This is a genomic window from Bartonella sp. TT67HLJMS (assembly GCF_042193375.1).
Classification (GTDB): Bacteria; Pseudomonadota; Alphaproteobacteria; order Rhizobiales; family Rhizobiaceae; genus Bartonella; species Bartonella grahamii.
Map to the genome: position 1 here is coordinate 61138 of NZ_JBHILP010000010.1, position 18772 is coordinate 79909.

The following is an 18772-nucleotide window of genomic DNA, read 5'->3' on the forward strand; positions in this document are numbered from 1 at the left end:
TGTCGCTTTTTCTTGGTTTCATAAATTGGTGTCGTTTTTTATTAAAAATCAATTTCTCTTTTTATCCGTATCTCTATTGTATGTGCAAATCCCTTTTTAAGCCAAATAAAAATTGAATGAAGGTCTTATGAGAATGCTTTCATTGGCGTATAAAATTTTCAAATTTTGCGGTGTTTTTGATATTCATTTGATCATTTTGACATCATTTTTGATAAAAAGAAGGTCATTTTTGGTAAGAGGAGGAGCATTTTGACATTGCCTCTTCTTGTTTATCAGTGTATAACATCTTAAAATTTTATGGTGTTTTTAAATGAAGCATTGTCATTTTTGACATTGCTTTTTCTGTTTTAATGGATTTGGAGTGTCTTTTTATGGCTGTACCTAAACGAAAAACCTCTCCAGCGAAGAGGGGCATGCGCCGTTCGGCTGATGCTCTGAAGGCGCCGACTTATATCGAAGATAAAAATTCTGGTGAATTACGTCGTCCTCATCACATTGATTTGAAAACGGGAATGTATCGCGGGCGTTCCGTTTTAGTGGTTAAAGACTGAGCGTTTTATCTCTTTTCCAGTAGTAAACTTCTTTTGATTCATGAGTGAATGCACGTTTGTGGCGTGCATTTTCGCTTTAAGGTGGATGTTGAGGTGTCCTTGCCTCGCCCTCATCACATTGATTTGAAAACGGGAATGTATCGCGGGTGTTCCGTTTTAGTGGTTAAAACTTTAGCGTTTTATCTCTTTTCCAGTAGTAGACTTCTTTTGATTCATGAGTGAATGCACGTTTGTGGCATGCATTTTCGCTTTAAGATGGATGTTGAGGTGTCCTTGCGTCGCCCTCATCACATTGATTTGAAAACGGGAATGTATCGCGGGCGTTCCGTTTTAGTGGTTAAAACTTTAGCGTTTTATCTCTTTTCCAGTAGTAGACTTCTTTTGATTCATGAGTGAATGCATTGGGTGAGATACGTTTTTCGCTTTTTCTTGAGAGCATGTGTAAGGCTTGGCCATAGAAAAATGATTTTATTATGGGAGATGATTTTTTTGTTTTTTTTGAGAGGCTATAAAGGATTGCTTGTGTCAGTGTCTTTTATGATGATTTCGTTAAGAGCTGGGGTATTGATATAAGTTAGGTCAGTAATGGAATCATTTTGTATCGCACTTAATTTTTATTGACTGTAGAGGGAATCCTATTAGATCGTAAAATATCGTCGTTTAAGGTGGTTGACCCATGTAAGGCTTTAAGCATACTGGTGTTTTTTATGAAAATATTTAAGGCAATGGTTTGTCTATAGGCTTATATTGTGACATGTGATTCTCCCTAAAAAAATAGAGATTTACATCACATTGATTTATAAGGTTCATTTGTTGTTTTGCGTCTTGAATGAAAGGTCTATCGTAGGATTTTTTCATTTCAAATTTCTTTCATGTTGAATCAATGACAATCACTTGCTTTTCGGTCACAAGTGGGGCTGGCATGTGGGTGAAAACTCTATAAGAAAGGAAAAAATGTCTGTAATAAATACATTTCAAATGTAAGGATTTTTGTAACATTGGGGGTTAAGTGTATGCTGATGCCAGGGTGTTTTCTTATAAGCAGAAAAGAGAAAACCGTTACAAGACAGAAGGTTTACACATTCAATAATCTTTAGTGCTTTTGATGATAAAGGTACATGAGACTTTTCTATGAATATCACGCTTTCTTTTTATATTTTTGAACTAAGAATTGTCCATATATTTTTTCTTATTTTTGTGAATATAAGGGATTTGTTACGAACAGCTTGTAAAAATAAGTAAACTTAAAACCAGATGTTTTATGTATGGGGTTGAGCGAAGTATTTTATCAAAGCCGGTATGACTCTCCAGTTCATAGCTGGTTTATGAATGGTTTTATGGTGTTACTTAGCTAAGTTTGCGATTTTTTTGTTATCTGTTCATCAATATCTAATCTTTAGCGGTCTGTTTAAAACAGAGGTTAAGACTTTTAAGAGTTCTATGAATCGTTTTAGATTTTGTATGCCCGATTGGAGTAAGAATATTGCGTATATCTCGTAATCTCTGAAATGAGAAGATAACCTCATTTTGGAAAATATGAAGTTGCAAGGGCAATATCAACGCTCATTTGTATTGTTATTTTTAAGTTAACTTTATAGCTTTCAAAAGTATTTGAAATGCCTTTTACAGAATGGAGATGATGGTTTAGTTCATGCTTTTGTTTATCACGTTCTTTAACGGGGAATGCTTCTCATGCAAAATAGAGCGCCCAAGGTAAAATATGCTTATGTTATACCGTCACGTGTTTTTTTAAAAAAGGAATATTTTCAATATTTGTTGCATCCATTTTATGACGGCGTTTTTGAATGTTATAATGGTTTTGTAGAAAGGTAAAATGGTAAAGTCTCGGTGCAGTGTATAAACGGCACTATGATTTTTACGCTTAATGAAAAAGCAAGCCTGCAGCCTTACACATTTTGCCAGCTTCCAATGTTGGTATATCCTTTGGTGCTTGGACAGTTCTACTAGCTCTTTTTGTACAGTTTTTACCCACAGATCAGCCCCGCTTGGGACCGAAAAGTAAGAGATTTTGATTGCTTCAACATGAGAGCAATTTGATTTGAAATGAAAAATCTTACGATATTCAAGATTCTAATTTAATATGAATAATGCTAGATTATGATGATTAATCAATTTGTTATCTATGAAGCAAGCAAATGAGGAGGAGGAATTTGTCGAAAAGTTAGATTGTTTATAGGTTGGCGCTGGTTAAGAAACTTCGTCCTTAAGGGCAGAGAGGATGTTAAAAAAATAAAACCAGCAAAAAGCTGGTTTTATCAAAATATCTCATTATGATGAAAGAGTGTGTTATGCAGCGTAGACAGCTTTACTGTTTTCATCTGTTTCTTCTCTCTCAGTTTTAAATTCGCGTTTCGGCTTGTTGGAGAGATGCATCTCTATGAGATTGATAGCTTCTGTTTCAGAAAGACTATTAATAACCGCAATTTCGCGGGCCATTCTTTCAAGAGCAGCTGTATAAAGTTGGCGCTCAGAGTAAGATTGTTCAGGCTGTAGATTAGAGCGGAAAAGATCACGGACCACTTCGGCGATACAAATAAGATCTCCTGAGTTGATTTTAGCATCATATTCTTGCGCACGACGTGACCACATGGTTCGTTTAACGCGTGCTTTTCCACGTAAAACTTTTAAGGCGCGTTCGACAGAATCACTAGCAGATAATTTACGCATTCCAACGGAAAGGGCTTTTGCAATGGGGACTTTGACATCCATTTTATCTTTCGCGAAATGAATGACAAAAAGTTTTAATTTATGTCCTGCAACTTCTTGATCTTCAATCGCTATAATTTGTCCTACTCCATGCGTAGGGTAGACGATATATTCAGAGGTTGCAAATTCTTTGGTCTTGGAAGACGTTCCATGTTGGGATGCCATATTTTAGTTTACTCCCTTATGATCAACAAATGTATCGGAAAACAGGTTATAAACCTGAGGGTTGAGTTTTCTTTAACCAAGTATATTGTACCAATTAAGTGAGCATAAAAGCCGAGTACTTTTAAATCCAAAAAAAATACATCGCTTTACTATAAAAAGCAAAGAAAAATACTTAGAAAGATGATCATGTTAAAATAACATTAACATCAAACTTCCAAAGAATCAATCATTTCGCTTAAGGATTTTTTTATTTTTACAAGAGACGTCTTTCAATTGTTGGAGGAGGAGGGTGTACACTGTATCATTACTCTTCGCCGCTTCCTGGATTTTCTGAAAAATACTTTTCTAATTTATTTGGAACGCCATCCATTTCTTTTGCTTGAGGAAGAGGATCTTTTTGGGTGGTTAGATTAGGCCATTTGTTTGCATAATGAAGATTAAGTTCTAACCACTTTTCTAGTCCTGGTTCTGTATCAGGTAAAATTGCTTCTGCTGGGCATTCTGGCACACAAACACCACAATCGATGCATTCGTCTGGGTGAATAACAAGCATGTTTTCCCCTTCATAAAAACAATCAACAGGGCAGACTTCAACGCAATCCGTATATTTGCAGTGAATGCAGTTGTCGGTTACTACGTGGGTCAAGATCAAACTCCATTTGTTATTTTAATTCTCTTTAGAGGAAAGTGTGTGCGTGTTTTTATGATTGGTGAGTTGATCGCGTAGTATAGCTAGTTTTGCAAAAGGTGAATCAGGATTAAGGCGCTTTTCTTTTTGAAAAGGCTTATGATTTGCATGTTTGCCTTGGGATTTGTGGAACTTATGAGAGCGTTTTGTTTGTGATGGTGCTGCTTGAGGGGAATTTTCATTTGTGTGTTCCCCTTTTTTTACAGCGTTCTTCGATTTATTTTGCCACTTATTTCCTAATTTATCACGTTTTTTTTGTGCGTGGTGGTGAAATTGATGTCTATAATGCCATAGTAAAATAACTTTATCTTCTTGTGTAGGGAGAGGGGTTTTGGCAAAATTCCCAACAGGTTCAGCCGATGGTAAACGATTGGTTTTATGGGGATGTTTTTCAATACCAGAGGATAAAGTATTTGGGTATGAGGTATTTTTTTCTTCTTGTGTTGTTTCTGAATCGCTTATTGTTTTCCATAGACTGCCAACGCATTCTGCTTCAGGAACATCTTGCATTGTCTCATTGACAGGGGAAGAGGCTTGGTGTGCAAGGAGATTTTGTTCAAAAACAGTATTGCTTATGCTGTACGATTGATAACCAAGTCCTTTGAGGATTTCTTCCATATCGTTTCCATTGGCCCCAAGAATAGACATCATGGCTGGTGTAACAAAAAAACTTTTGCCATCATAGGCGCCATCGGGTTTGGGATCACTTCCTTGTTTCCAATGAAGTGCGGGGCGGATGAGATTGGCGAGACGTTCTAAAATATCAATCCGCACAGCACGTTGTCCTAAGATTCGGTAGCCGGCTAATTGATAAAATTGGCGGTTATAGGTAGGGTCAACAATCAAAGAGGTTCGACCAGCAGATAATGCTGACAAAATTTCACCCAAACCAGTTTGATCTTGTTCCGCATTTTGAAGATTCCAAAGGAGGGTAATGGCTTGAACCGGAGCAGGTTTAAGCATTCCGGCAACATAGATGTGAAAAGCGCCAAAACGCACACCTAGACGCCGAAGCACAGCACGTGATTCTTGCGCAAGTTCTTTGACAATGTCTAAGACTTCGCGGCGTGGTAAAATCCCTAAAGAGTTAAAAAGTTGTAAAGCAAGACTGTTTGTTGAATCCGTTAAATTATCAGCATTACGCAAATCAAATAGAGGTTTTAAAGTCGTTTCAAAATGAAAGGTGACAAAGCGTTCTAATCGCTTCACAACGTTATCGCGGGGTTCTCCTGTGAGTTGTTCATCTGCTAAAACAATCAGTTTTGGTTTGAAAAAATCTTCTGTTGCTACAAGCTGTCCTACGGGCTGACCAATCCAGCGCACAATTCCATCAGAACTGAGGGTAAAATCTCCATTTGCACAAGCACAAAAACGTGTCGCGCGTTTGGAAAAAGCAAGAATCAAATTTTCATTCTCTGTTGAAATTTGCTTCTCAGCTATTTGATCAGTACTGTTTTTGTTGGCATAAAAACGAAAACCTTCAAATTTACCCCTTCCGTGTTTTTCAATGAGAATATCATCTTGAAGAATTTCATCCTGTTGAACAATCTTGCTATCCATGATCATTTTCTTTCTCAGTGCGAAATTGGTCAAAAGCTTTTTGCGACAATTTCATAATGCTTCTTTTTCTTTAACACGTTTGTTGCGTTTGCTTCAATCACTCTTGTCGTTTTTTGCTGTTTCTTTTTACGTCTTTAAAACTTGGATGATTCTTTTTTTTATTCAGTTTTCATTCAGTTTTGATGCTTTATATTTGCAAATTACACTTATTAGTTGTATTGTAAAGCTGAAAGCATAAATAAATTCTTCAATTTAAAAGGAAACAGAACCGGTTATTAAAAAACAGCTTTTGTTTTACATGATCATTTTATTTTTTTTGTTGTTTTGTCATGAAAAGTGAAGAGAAAGTTTTTTCAAATATTTCATAGGCTAAAAGGCATATTGTAAAGGCATTTTGCAGGTGAAATTGTGTCTTATGACAAGAATTTTTACCATGACAGTAAAAAAAAACAATTGCGATTATAAAAATACACGTTAAAGTAGTGGGTACAGAAGTTAACAACTTTTGCGTTCTTTTTAAGCAAAGAACAATGATGTCGTTGCCAAATCAATTTTGATAATTTTAATCGCAAGGGGTTATTATGGGTAATCTTTCAAATGCTGTTTATAAAAGCAGCAAAAATTATAGCGATGCAGACAAAAGCTTAGGACGTAATATGATGCGTTCTGCTATGCAAGCGCCTTATCTTGAACGGCAAAAAGAGCATGATTTGGCTCTGCGGTGGAAAGACAAACGTGATGATGATGCCATGCATCAAATTGCAGCAGCTCATATGCGTTTAGTGATTGCTATTGCTAACCGCTTTAAACGTTTCAAAATGCCATTGGGGGATTTGGTACAAGAAGGGTATGTGGGACTATTGGAAGCAGCTGCACGTTTTGAACCTGATCGGGAAGTGCGTTTTTCAACGTATGCAACGTGGTGGATACGCGCTTCTATTCAAGATTATATTTTGCGAAATTGGTCAATTGTTCGAGGGGGAACTAGTTCTTCGCAAAAAGCACTTTTCTTTAATCTTCGGCGGTTGCGTGCAAAACTGATACAAGATGATAGTGCTTTGTCAAAACAGGATATCTTTCGCACAATCGCTGAAAAGCTTGGCGTTTCCGTGCGCGATGTTGAAACGATGGATTTTCGTTTTTCCAGTTCTGATAATTCCTTGAGTGTTTCTGTTTCTGAGAACAGTGATAATCCCATTGCTAAGATGGATGTTTTAGTGGATGATAGTCCTCTTCCTGATGCTTTAATTGAGCAAGTAATTGATGGTCAACGGCGTACACAATGGCTTTACGATGCGTTACAAATTCTCAATGAACGGGAGTTGGAAATTATTCGCTTTCGTCGCTTAAATGAAGAGGGTGCGACTCTTGAAGTTTTGGGTGAAAAGTTAGGAATCTCAAAAGAGCGCGTGCGTCAAATTGAAGCTCGGGCTTTGCAGAAATTGCGTTCTGCTCTTCTTACGGTTCATTCAGAAGATGCTTACGATATATAAGCAGTAAAAGGCTTTGTGGGAGGAAGAGAGAGAGAACGTATAAGTAGGGGGTATATGAGAGTATGATGAAGTTGGATTTAGGGGATTACCAGATTTGTCTAGGGATATGCCTCCTTGGGGATGCGTTTGGTGCTATTGATGAACAGAGGAAGATTGGGGGTGATATTAGTTCGAGGAAGTATGTATCAAACGGAGTCGTATGAAGGTATGATGAAATTGGTTTTTAAAATGTCCCTCTTCATTTGCGAATATGCTTTAAGGGAGAGGGCGTCATGCAGATAGAAAAGAATCAAAACTGTAGCAGGTGAGAAAAAAGGCTTATTCTGTAATGATTTTCACTTTTGTACCTGCGGGTAGAGTTTGTGTTGGTGAGAGGGCGTTGAGGATGCGGAAGAGTTTTTCTTTATCTGGTGTGTGTTGCATTTTATTGGCTAGGTTTGCAACGTTTTCTCCTTGTTTAACGCGGACAACACGGATTTTTAAGGGCTTCAGTTTTTTTAATTGTGAAGATGAAAGAGAATGAAAGCTTTGTAGCGTTTTTTGGGCAACCTCTACAAAATTTTGAGAATTATGTGGGGCGGCTGTCAGAAAACGAAAGATATGGTTGTTGAATGGAATGACAACTACATCAAATTGCCATTGCTCATTGGTAGCATGGGCTCGTGCTCCAAGTAAACTTTGGCTTTGGAATCCTTGACGTGTAAATTCTTGATGGGGGAGCCCCTGAATTGTGATGGGGCGGATAGATGATTGGTCTAGCCCGATAATCCAGCCGCTTTTCAAATAATCACTCGCAGATATTCCAGTAGGATGCGGAATAGCATCAAAACGAATCGCAATTTTATCTGGTCCACTGGCCCAAACAGTGTGTGCTGAATGTTCTATTGTAAAATTATTTGGAACAGAAAAAGCTATGCGCAACTGTGGGTGAATAAATTGGTTACCTCGTACAAAACCTGTATAAAACCCTCCTCCAAAAATCATGCCATCAATGCTTTTGAGAAAAGAATCGCGATCGGTTGTTTTACTATTCCCTTTACTGATTTTACGCGCCTTTTCTATCGCAAGCCGAATGCGTTGAGGGGTGGTTGGGTGAGAGGTTAGAAAATCTAGAGAGGCATTTTGGGTGCCGGAGATATTACGCAAAGCACTATAGGCTTCCATTGTTTGAAGAAAGCGTGGTGAAGCAAATGGATCATATCCTGCTTGTTGGAGCATTTCGAGTGCAAGGGAATCAGCTTCCAGCTCTTGATTGCGGGAAAATTGCGCGAGTTGTTGCTTGTTTTGCACAGGGTTATGAAGTTTTTTGCCAATAGAAGAAAGAAGACCTGAAGACATGTGATTTGTCATCTTTAATTGGGCTTCTTTTTGCAGGCGTAAAATGCCATGATTGGCTCTGATATGTGCTATCTCATGGGCTAAAATGGCTGCAACTTCTGAAGAATCATTGGCTAATGCCAGCATACCACGAGTGATGTAGATCGCACCATTGGGGAGCGCAAATGCGTTAACACTTTCTGAGTTTAAAATTGTTACAGAATAGTTTTGATGAGAACTATGTGATGGAACTGTCAGTTTACGGACAATCTTTGCTAAAAAGTGTTCAAGTTTTGCATTATAATAAGCGCCGCCATACATTTGTAAAACACGTGGGTGTTGCAGAGCGCTTAATGTGACATAGATATTGTGATTGTTGGTACGTTTGATCGTTTTAGAAGAAGTGGAAGAAAGCCTATCATTTTGAGAGAGGGGCGTATGACAAGCTGAAAGGAGAAAGGTTAAACTTATGAAAGTTGCTTTATACAGGCGTGAGCGAAAAAGAAGATTGCGTTGAAAAATGGGGTGCGTTGGACCATGGTGCACATTGTTTCTGTGGAGTAATTTGGCAAACTGCATTTGTATCTTTGTATCGTATGTTTCTTCAAGAGATTCATTAGGGATAAGGACTCATTTGGCTATATCACGCTTTTTGTTTATAAAAAATAACTCTCACTTATAAAAGAGTGCGCTGTAAAGGAAATTTTGTGAAAGGCAAAGTATGGCATGACAACATTTACGATATTGTTAAATGGAGATGTTTGTATCACTGATCGTTTGCTTAATCAAATTCAAAACAGTCGGGTGATTGCTGCTGATGGTGGTATGCGTCATGCGGCAGCGCTTAATGTGTCGCCTGAGTTGTGGTTAGGCGATTTTGATTCATCGGATGAGAATTTAATACGCGAATATAGTCATGTTCCGCGTGAGGTTTTTCCTTCTGATAAAGATATGACAGATAGTGCTTTGGCTTGCGAAAGGGCGCTGCAAAATGGTGCTAAAAAGCTTATTTTGTGCGGTGCTTTGGGAGGTGAGCGAAGTGATCATAGCCTTTCTCATATGACGCAAGCATTGATGATGGCTGAAAGGGGCATTTCAGTATTGTTGACAAGTGGTTTGGAAGAAGGCTGGCCGGTTTTGTCAAAACCTTGTTCGTATGATTTGCCTAAGGGATGTTTGTTTAGTATTATCGGTTTTTCTGATTTAAAAGGCTTAACTCTTTCAGGAGTAAAATGGCCAATTTGTGACAAAAATGTGTCATTTGGCTCTTCTTTAACACTTTCTAACCGTATTTGTGGAACCTTTTCTTGCCATTTAGGTTCTGGAAAAGCTATATTGTTAGCGTCTGTGCCTATTCCATAAAGCTCTTCCAATATATTTTGAATAAGGCAGGGGGGGGCCTAGTGATTAAGTGCCGACATAAACGATATATTATGTATTGATCTTGAGAAGGAAAGGTTTTGATATGCTAAAATCAATTTTTAAAGTGGCTGTTGTTTCAGCCATTGGTTTCAGTTCAGTCGCTTGTACCACAAACGATGAACGCGTTGCACGTTACGGCGTAGGAGGAGCAGCAATTGGTGCTTTGGCTGGAACTGCTATTGCTGGAAGTACTCCTGGAGCAGCACTTACCGGTGCAGCATTTGGTGCTTTGGCTGGAACAGTAACAGGTGCAGCTGCAAATCAAAGAAAACAACAAAGACAGGCATCACAATTGTGCACGTATCGTGGTCGTAGAGGACATGTTTACCAAGCACCTTGTGCACAAAGAGTCCCTGTACGGCAATTGTGTGCTTACCGTGATGGAAGAGGGGTGATGTATAAAGCACCTTGTCCGCACCGCGTTCGTTAATGGCGGCGCCGCTCCTGCGGCTTGACCGCATTTTCTTAAATTTTGGAAAAACGCCTTTGCTCAATCAAGCTTGTTTATCGGTTGAGCAGGGGGCGCGTATCGCGCTGGTTGGCCGTAATGGTTGTGGGAAATCAACCCTATTAAAAATTGCCGCAGGAATATTAGAGCCTCATGGTGGCGAAATTTTTCGCCACCCGCGAGTGACGCTCCGTTATGTCTCACAAAATCCGGATTGTTCAGGATTTGAAGATATTAACGCTTATATGGAAGCGGGGCTGGACGATATATCTGATGTTCAGTGGATCAATACGCTTCGCACAAATTTAGGGTTTTCGGGGGCGGAAAAATTGGAAACGCTTTCGGGAGGCGAAAAGCGGCGTGTTTCATTGTTACAGGCCATTGCTGCAAAACCCGATATTTTGTTCTTAGATGAACCAACCAATCATCTCGATTTACCAACTATTGAATGGCTGGAAGCTGTTTTATCTTCTTTGCGTTCAGCGATTGTGGTGATTTCCCATGATCGGCGATTTTTAGAAAATGTTACGCGGTCAACGGTATGGCTTGATCGTGGCACAACCAAAAGACTGGAAAAGCGTTTTTCAGAATTTGAAAGTTGGCGTGATACGGCGTTGCAAGAAGAAGCCATTGAGCAGCATAAATTGGGGCGCCAAATTGCTCGTGAAGAACAATGGTTGCGTTATGGCGTGAGTGCACGGCGTAAGCGTAACGTACGGCGTTTAGGCGAATTAAAAAACTTAAGACAGCGTCATCAAACCTATAAAGGGCAGCCAGGAGAAGCACTTTTGACAGCAGCGAAAAGTCATGAGTCTGGGCAATTGGTTCTTGAAGCAAAGAAAATTTCAAAATCCTATGGTGATCGCATTATCGTGAAAGATTTTTCTTTGCGTATTCAGCGTGGTGATCGAATCGGGTTGGTAGGACCCAATGGTATCGGAAAGACAACGCTCCTTTCTGCATTAATTGGGCAAGAAGCCGTGGATAGTGGAACGGTGAGGCATGGCTATAACCTCTCTATGGCATTGCTTGATCAGCAACGTATTTTAAATGAAGAAGAAACTTTAGCGCATTATTTAACGGGAGGAAGAGGTGATACTCTTGTGATCAATGGACAAGAGCGGCATGTAGTTTCTTATATGAAAGACTTTTTATTTTTGCCTGAACAAGCACGCACCCCCCTTAAAGAATTTTCGGGGGGAGAAAGAGCACGCCTCATGCTTGCACGACTTCTTTCACGTCCTGCAAACTTTTTGATTCTTGATGAACCGACCAATGATTTGGATATGGAAACTTTGGATTTGTTGCAAGAATTTATTGCTGATTTTGCGGGAACAGTATTGTTGGTCAGCCATGACAGAGACTTTTTAGATCGTACTGTAACGCATATGTTGGCACCTCAAGGTGATGGTCATTGGGTTTTGTATGCGGGCGGCTATAGTGATATGATGGCGCAAAACCAGCATGCTCTGAGTTTACAACGCAAAAAAACAGAATTATCGCAGCGTAAAGAACCTTCAAAATCTCATGTGGGAGAGCTTTCAAAGCAGGATTCATCAACAGATCATAGCTTGATAGTGCGGGAGAAAAAAACACGAGGTAAATTGTCTTATAAGCAGGTTTATGCATTGGAAAGATTGCCTGAAGAAATTGCTGTTTTGCAAAATGAAATCAAAAAAATTGAACAAGAGCTTTCTGATCCAGCCCTTTATCGCAGTGATAAAGAGCGTTTTGAGCGTTTATCAACAGCGTTGGAAAAAAAGAAAAATACTTGCACACAAAAAGAAGAAGAATGGTTAGAACTTGAAATTTTACGCGAAGAAATGGAAGCGTGTTCACGGTAATATCTAAAAAATTTTAAAAGATTTGTATTGCATCATCGCTTTTCTTGGATTTGTTACAAGAGTTTGTGGCTGATTTAGCGGGAACAGTGTTGTTGATGAGTTATGGCAGAAACTTTTTAGATCGCACTGTAACATGTAGCTTTTCAAGGCGATGGTCATTGGGTTTTGTATGCGGGTGCAGTGATATGATAGCGCAAAACAAGTATGCTCTGAGCTTACAAGGCAAAGAAACAAAACTATCTTTGCCGTGAGTTTTTTCAAAATTGCGTATAGGGAAGCACGCCAGTTCCATTGCATACTTTTCCAGTCCCCAATGTTGCTACAGCCCCCTTGGAACTTGAGAGCATTCATAAGAAACATTCCCTTATCTTTACCTTATATCCTAAATACACCAACCCTGCTTATGACGGAAAAGCAAATGATCTTCATTGATTCTAACGTGAGAAGTGTTGTGGTGGGGAAAGCTTACTGTATTCGACGTTATGATTTAAGTTTAAAAATGATGATTTGTTAGGATAAATCAACGTGTTATTGTAACATTTCTAGGAGGAGAAAATGATAGCAATTAAAACAAAGCGAACAATTTCCACATTGATTGGTTTAGAAGATGCAGCTGAACTGTCTTCTTATTACCTCCGTAATGCGAATCATCTGCGTCCTTTTGAACCTGTTAGATCTGATGGTTACCACAGCCTAACAGCTTGGGAAATACGAGCTAATGCATTTGCTTATGAAAGTGCACAAGGACAAGCATACCGATATGCCGTACGATTAAAAAATGAAAACACAGTCATTGGTGTTGTGAATTTTACAAATGTGGTTCGTGGTGTTTTTCAAGCTTGTCATCTTGGTTTTTCTCTTGATGAAAAACAACAAGGCAAAGGTCTCATGTTTGAGAGTTTATCGGCTCTAATACGGCATATCTTTCATGTTTATCATCTGCATAGAGTGATGGAAAATTATAGACCTGAGAACATAAAAAGTGAACGTTTATTAAAGCGCCTTCATTTTGAAAAAGAAGGCTATGCCAAAGACTATTTGATGATTTCTGGAAAATGGAGAGACCACATTCTAACCTCTCGAATCAATGATCTGTATGAGTCCGTTAATAGATTCGAATAAAGTTTTATTAAAAGTTCTATCAAGGGGCTTTTTATCAAATGTGTAAATATGCCGAATTTCTGCCTATCCTAAAAGATAAAGATCCTTAACCAGCTCTTCTTTTGTAAACAGTTCAGACTCTCATTTAGCGGATTTCAACTGCTGACCACTTTATATGTTTCTTTTTGTAGATAATGAATTGATTTATCATCATAATTCATTTTTTCAATTTGAAGGAAGAGAGTCCTCAATATCGTAAGACTTTCTCATTTCAAATCTATTGATGTTTAATCATAAAAATTACCTCTCTTGCACATCACAAATTGGATTGGCGTACAAGTGAGGGGTTGTGTGGATAAAAATGATTGGAGGACAAGGATAAAAATGCTCTGTATAAATCCTTTTAATGTGAGGGCTGTTGCAATATTGTGTATTTTGTGACCGATAGTCTCGTTACAAGTTACACAAACAGCTTATTATTGGGTGAAATTTTTATACATTCATTTGTTTTTTTGCATTTTCTTTTCTTAAGAAATTTTCCAATTTTATCAATAGCTTTAACTCATACCAAGCGCATTTTTATAAAGCTCAATGATTGCTTCTTCTTCCATTCGTTCATGCTCTTCTTTTTTACGCAACCGTATAATGCTGCGAACGGCTTTACTATCAAAACCAGAGCCTTTAAGTTCAGTGTAAACGTCTTTAATATCATCAGAAATGGTTTTTTTCTCTTCTTCTAGTCGTTCAATACGTTCGATAAAAGAGCGTAATTGGTTTACGGATATAGCGTGTGTTTGATCGGTTACTGTATCGTTCATTGTATTTTTCTCCAAGTTATATATTTTAAGTTATTTTTCGACGACGAATTTATGTTGAAAAAGCTTGAAAAACAAAAAGTAAATCAAGCTACACAGTTTTTTTACAAATTGACTTTAAATATTTTGTAAAATTTTTAAGATATATGCATTTATAAAAGGGCTATAAAAAGAAAAATATAAAAATATACGTTTTAGACTTGAAAAGCTTTTGAAAAAAGAAATGTGTAATTTGTTTTGAGAATTTGACATCATAGAGGAAGTTTTGTGATTTTAAAAAAACGATATTGGGTGTTTCAAAAAGGATTAAAGGTTTTTCTCTTGAGCATTTTGCTCTTGTTTCCCCTTGTTGTTTTTGCAAAAGCTGACTTTAGGGTTTGTAATACAACCCAACAGTCTGTAGGGGTTGCTCTTGGATATCGTACATTTTCAGGGTGGGTGAGCGAAGGCTGGTGGACGGTACCCGTGACGGAATGTAAAACCTTAATTGAAGGGCCTCTTGCTTCACGGTTTTATTATTTTTATGCGGAAGGGGCACAAAAAAAAGGGAATTGGGCAGGTTCTGTAACCATGTGTGTGCAAGATAGCCAATTTACCATTCAAGGGGTTCATGATTGTTTCCCTCGAGGATATCAAAAGGCTGAATTTAAAGAAATCGATACCGGAAATCAAACCAGTTGGATGATACAGTTGACGGATGAGTCTTTGTTAAACAATTCAGTTATCCCTTCTCTTTCAGGAAACTCTCCACCGTGAAACGTGCTCGTAAAGTAAAAATTATTGCAACTCTTGGTCCTTCTTCTTTTTCCAGTGAAATGATTGAGAAGCTTTTTAGGGCAGGAGCAGATGTTTTTCGTCTTAATATGAGCCATACTGACCGTGATATGATGGGTGATTTGGTCAAGTCTATACGAGAAGTTGAAAAAACAGTTCGGCGACCCATTGGTATTTTAGTGGATCTTCAGGGGCCAAAACTGCGTGTGGGTCGTTTTACTAAGGGTCAAGAAGATTTGCGTGTTGGGCAAAGCTTTACGTTAGATAATCGCGATGTGTTGGGTGATGCACAGCGTGTTTTTTTCCCTCATGAGGATGTATTTTCGGCTGTTAAACCAGGAGATCGGTTATTGATTGATGACGGAAAACTGGAATTGCGTGCGCAAGTTTGTGATGGTCATTCTGTACAGTGTCGCGTGGTTGCTGGAACCCGTATTTCTGATCGAAAGGGTGTCAGTTTTCCCGATACAATTTTGCCTTTTGATTCGATGACGTCAAAAGATAAGGAGGATCTTCAGGCTCTTTTACAGCAGCCTGTTGATTGGGTTGCTCTTTCTTTTATTCAACGTCCAGAAGATATTATAGCGGTGCGTCGATTGACGAAAAGCAAGGTGTCTTTGATGGCTAAAATCGAAAAGCCTCAAGCCTTAGAGCATATAGAGAAAATTATTGATGTATCCGATGGTATTATGATTGCACGGGGTGATCTTGGAGTGGAAATGCCTTTGGAAAGGGTTCCTGCACTTCAGATGGAGCTCATAAAAGCTTGTCGTTTAGCAGGAAAGCCTGTTGTGGTGGCAACACAAATGCTCGAATCAATGATCTCATCTCCTGTTCCGACACGCGCAGAAGTGTCGGATGTTGCTACAGCAGTTTATGCAGGAACAGATGCGGTGATGTTGTCTGCTGAATCTGCTTCTGGTCGTTATCCCGAAGAAGCCGTGCTTATGATGGATCGAATCGCGCGGCAAATCGAACAAGATCACACTTATGCCGCTCAGGTTGGGGCACAACATCCAGCACCAGAATCAACAGGAACAGATGCGATTTCTCTTGCTGCGCGTCAGATTGCTGAAACACTTGAATTAGCAGCTATTGTTGCCTATACGGCTTCAGGAACAACGGGGGTGCGCGCCTCTCGTGAACGTCCCAATAGACCGATTATTGCTTTATCTCCCATTGTGGAGACAGCACGGCGTTTAGCTTTAGTTTGGGGGCTTCATTGTGTGGTTGCGCAAGATGCACGGAATTTAGAGGATATGGTTGATCGTGCAGCAGCCATTGCATTTCAGGAAGGTTTTTGCAAAGGGGGAGATCGCTTCCTTGTGACAGCTGGTGTTCCCCTTGGAACGCCTGGTGCGACAAATCTCTTGCGTATTGCTTCTGTCTCTCAAGATGGAACGAAAGGGATTTGAGCCGTTTACGCATGGTGTTTTTTATGCGCCTTTAAACAGGCTTTAAACACAACGGGTGTGCGTTTTTTGTGAATGCTTCCATAGACCCATTATTCTTTTACCTCCTATTGTAAAGATAGCAAGGTGTTGCGTTAGGTTATAAGGTTTGGGGATGGGAGCAGATGCGGTGAATGTTGTCTGTTGATTTTGTTTTAGTTCTGAAGAAGCTGCTTTTACGGTAGGGCATTGAATGGGAGCCCCTCTTTTATTTCATTGAGGTAGGCATAGTGGGGATTGCTTTATTGCTGTTTATACGAGAAAGATGTTCATTGATAATGAGAGTTCATTCTTTTGCTTTTTGAATGAGAGCCTTGAAATTTGTCTCATTTTAAACTTTTGCAAACAGAATTGAATAAAATTAGAATTATGTGCCTAAAAGTCATGCTGGTATGTCATGAAAAAAGTGTTGGGTGAATGTGTTTTAAAAATATGCTTTGTCGGCGCGTTTGCAACATATTGATTTATAATGATAATATAGCGTTCTTTATATTGAATTAAAACCCTGAATACCGCAAGGTTCTCTTAACTTTAAATTTGTTTATGTTTTGTTAATCATAACTATTTGCTTGCACGCCACAAGTGGGGGGGTGTGGGTAAAAACTGTACAAGAAAGGTGTCCCTCTTATGAATCGTTTTAAGGGCCAAGGGGGCTGTTGCAATATTGGAGGCTGGTTATAATGATGGTGCCGGTTTGCTCTTTTATTAAGCGTGGAGATTTTGAGGACTGGGGAGAGAGATATGGATTGTTTGTTATAAGGATCAAGATGTCGGTAGAGGGTGTTTTCAAGAGCTACTATTGTCGTTTATGATGTTTGAAGTTGCCACAGATTAACATAATCTTCGGGTTTGGCTTTTTTCCTGCTCTAAAGGATGAAAATACTAAAGTTCACGCTGGTTTATAAATGATACGGTTCTTCTAAGGTGGGTTTCATCTGATGGACATTTTAGGTGGAAAGACTCCATGGTGCTTATATTATCAAATGGCGGTGCTTTACGGGATAATAGATAAGGTTATTTTTTAAATATATTTTGAATAGATATATTGAATCTGCTTGATTTTATCTAAGGGAAAGGACTTTTGGTATGCATTTATAGGGAACATGAATAGAGTTCTTTTTCTCGAAGGATGCTTTATTTGTTTGTTGCTGTTGTCATTTATATGATTTTTTTTACAATGATGTTGGTTTTGTTATCTTGTTGCGCTGTTAAAAGGCATCTCATTTGAAGGGTGGTGATATGAGGTTGCCTCCTTGATATAAGAGGTGTTTGTGCAGGGGTGAAATATTCAGAGTCGGGTTTTTTTGTTGAGTTTTAAGTTCATCCCATAAGTGGTGAGTAGCTGGAATCCTCTCTATAAAAAACTGGACCATTTACAGACTGGTGTGGGTTTAAGAGTTTTTATCCTGTGAGGTGTAGCGGACAAGTAAAATCACTGGTTTGTTACGCGCTGATGTACTTTTAGAAATCTTCCTGTTCTTGTTCTTGAAAGCTTGTGCTGTTTTGACCATCTTTGAGCAATTGGTTGGTGAGATTTTCAATGCGTTGTGTGGTGTCACGCATAATTTTCCCCATGGTGCGGTCTCTTTCGTTGTGGAGTCGTAAAAGAGCATTGTAGTCTTCTTGTAGTTTTTTATTTTCTCGTTTTATTTCTTCCATTTCATCGATAATCATTATGCCAGCCATAACCGATAAACGATGGTCGCCAATTTCACCAAAATTGTTCTTTAAATGTGTGATATATTGATCCAATTGAGCAGCAAGCGCGATAAGACGACGTTCTTGTCCTTTATCACAAGCCATGCGATAAATTTTACCATCAATGGTAACGGAAACAGTTTCCATACATTCAAACCTTTATCTATCAATGACAACACGAATTGTTTCCATTGCTTTAATAAGACGTTTGGAAACTTCTTTGTTTACGGACTCTAAGCGTTCAATTTGGGCTTCAGCTTTGTCAAGCGCTTGGGCAAGATGGCTGCGGTCAGCATTCATTCGTTGAATTTCTTCTTCCCATTCGTTATTTTTATCAATAACGGCATTGCGGTTTATTATGGTGATCTCTAAAGTTCTAAGTGCTTTTTCTAGGTGCTCTAGAGCATCTTGTAGAACCGTCGTTTCTTGGTTCATTGCTTTTATCCTTTGGGTAATTGTATCCTTTATCAATGTGTTATGCAAAAACGAATCACTTTCAATCTTGTATTGTGTGAATTTTATTTTTAAGTATGTAGGATATTTTAGCAAGCAAAGCAGGGGATAGATATAAATTAAAAGCTGGATTTTTTGCGCGTATTGACATAAATGACATGGATATACAGGACGCGTGAGGGGAATGTTGTTAATGTTATTGAAGTGGTGGCAAAAAGTCTCACGCTAATGGTTAAAAAATAGTATTCCTTGAGAATTTTAAGAG

The 18772-nt window shown here is 38.7% G+C and carries 15 protein-coding genes; 8 read left to right on the plus strand and 7 right to left on the minus strand.

What is annotated here, in order from left to right:
- Nucleotides 1-371: 371 nt before the first annotated feature.
- Complete coding sequence (gene rpmF, locus ACFIJQ_RS06820) at nucleotides 372-551, plus strand: 50S ribosomal protein L32 (protein ID WP_005774555.1); 180 nt, start codon at nucleotides 372-374, stop codon at nucleotides 549-551.
- Nucleotides 552-2858: 2307 nt separating this feature from the next.
- Here the strand turns inward: rpmF and ACFIJQ_RS06825 are convergent.
- The 3 genes from ACFIJQ_RS06825 to ACFIJQ_RS06835 form a co-directional block, all read right to left on the minus strand.
- Complete coding sequence (locus ACFIJQ_RS06825; protein WP_273787664.1) at nucleotides 2859-3443, minus strand: CarD family transcriptional regulator; 585 nt, start codon at nucleotides 3441-3443, stop codon at nucleotides 2859-2861.
- A 304-nt stretch (nucleotides 3444-3747) separates the two neighbouring features.
- A complete protein-coding gene (gene fdxA / locus ACFIJQ_RS06830; RefSeq protein WP_273787665.1) occupies nucleotides 3748-4089 on the minus strand; it encodes a ferredoxin FdxA in 342 nt (113 codons plus the stop codon).
- 21 nt (nucleotides 4090-4110) lie between these two features.
- The gene (locus ACFIJQ_RS06835; protein WP_375629350.1) at nucleotides 4111-5697 is read right to left on the minus strand and encodes a hypothetical protein; all 1587 of its coding nucleotides are present in this window, start codon (nucleotides 5695-5697) and stop codon (nucleotides 4111-4113) included.
- Nucleotides 5698-6272: 575 nt separating this feature from the next.
- Here ACFIJQ_RS06835 and ACFIJQ_RS06840 point away from each other — a divergent pair.
- Complete coding sequence (locus ACFIJQ_RS06840) at nucleotides 6273-7184, plus strand: RNA polymerase factor sigma-32 (RefSeq protein WP_015856975.1); 912 nt, start codon at nucleotides 6273-6275, stop codon at nucleotides 7182-7184.
- Nucleotides 7185-7502: 318 nt separating this feature from the next.
- Here ACFIJQ_RS06840 and ACFIJQ_RS06845 read toward each other — a convergent pair whose 3' ends face one another.
- Nucleotides 7503-9080 carry a M48 family metalloprotease gene (locus ACFIJQ_RS06845; RefSeq protein WP_375629354.1) on the minus strand — a complete coding sequence of 526 codons (1578 nt, stop codon included), beginning with the start codon at nucleotides 9078-9080 and terminating at the stop codon, nucleotides 7503-7505.
- Between the two features lie 147 nt (nucleotides 9081-9227).
- Here ACFIJQ_RS06845 and ACFIJQ_RS06850 point away from each other — a divergent pair, with 147 nt between their 5' ends.
- The 4 genes from ACFIJQ_RS06850 to rimJ all read left to right on the plus strand — a co-directional run bounded on the left by ACFIJQ_RS06850 (nucleotide 9228) and on the right by rimJ (nucleotide 13337).
- Nucleotides 9228-9863 (plus strand): thiamine diphosphokinase, encoded by a 636-nt coding sequence (locus ACFIJQ_RS06850; RefSeq protein WP_375629357.1) that lies wholly within the window; start codon nucleotides 9228-9230, stop codon nucleotides 9861-9863.
- A gap of 103 nt (nucleotides 9864-9966) precedes the next feature.
- Nucleotides 9967-10353, plus strand: coding sequence for a hypothetical protein (locus ACFIJQ_RS06855; RefSeq protein WP_273787669.1), 387 nt, complete (start codon nucleotides 9967-9969; stop codon nucleotides 10351-10353).
- Nucleotides 10353-12215 carry an ABC-F family ATP-binding cassette domain-containing protein gene (locus ACFIJQ_RS06860; protein WP_375629375.1) on the plus strand — a complete coding sequence of 621 codons (1863 nt, stop codon included), beginning with the start codon at nucleotides 10353-10355 and terminating at the stop codon, nucleotides 12213-12215. The genes ACFIJQ_RS06855 and ACFIJQ_RS06860 overlap by 1 nt, the downstream gene beginning before the upstream one ends.
- Nucleotides 12216-12770: 555 nt before the next feature.
- Nucleotides 12771-13337 (plus strand): ribosomal protein S5-alanine N-acetyltransferase, encoded by a 567-nt coding sequence (gene rimJ / locus ACFIJQ_RS06865; protein ID WP_273787670.1) that lies wholly within the window; start codon nucleotides 12771-12773, stop codon nucleotides 13335-13337.
- A 536-nt stretch (nucleotides 13338-13873) separates the two neighbouring features.
- Here rimJ and ACFIJQ_RS06870 read toward each other — a convergent pair.
- On the minus strand, nucleotides 13874-14134 hold the full coding sequence (locus ACFIJQ_RS06870) for a DUF2312 domain-containing protein (protein ID WP_039760779.1): 261 nt from the start codon (nucleotides 14132-14134) through the stop codon (nucleotides 13874-13876).
- Nucleotides 14135-14398: 264 nt separating this feature from the next.
- Between ACFIJQ_RS06870 and ACFIJQ_RS06875 the strand changes: the two genes are divergently transcribed.
- Nucleotides 14399-14887 carry a DUF1036 domain-containing protein gene (locus ACFIJQ_RS06875; protein WP_273787671.1) on the plus strand — a complete coding sequence of 163 codons (489 nt, stop codon included), beginning with the start codon at nucleotides 14399-14401 and terminating at the stop codon, nucleotides 14885-14887.
- Complete coding sequence (gene pyk / locus ACFIJQ_RS06880; RefSeq protein ID WP_375629362.1) at nucleotides 14884-16320, plus strand: pyruvate kinase; 1437 nt, start codon at nucleotides 14884-14886, stop codon at nucleotides 16318-16320. Before ACFIJQ_RS06875 ends, pyk begins: the two co-directional genes overlap by 4 nt.
- A gap of 1497 nt (nucleotides 16321-17817) precedes the next feature.
- Here pyk and ACFIJQ_RS06885 read toward each other — a convergent pair.
- Both ACFIJQ_RS06885 and ACFIJQ_RS06890 read right to left on the minus strand, forming a co-directional pair.
- Nucleotides 17818-18201, minus strand: a complete 384-nt coding sequence (locus tag ACFIJQ_RS06885) for a cell division protein ZapA (RefSeq protein ID WP_375629365.1) — start codon at nucleotides 18199-18201, stop codon at nucleotides 17818-17820.
- A gap of 12 nt (nucleotides 18202-18213) precedes the next feature.
- Nucleotides 18214-18489, minus strand: a complete 276-nt coding sequence (locus ACFIJQ_RS06890; RefSeq protein ID WP_005774573.1) for a DUF4164 domain-containing protein — start codon at nucleotides 18487-18489, stop codon at nucleotides 18214-18216.
- Nucleotides 18490-18772 lie beyond the last annotated feature (283 nt).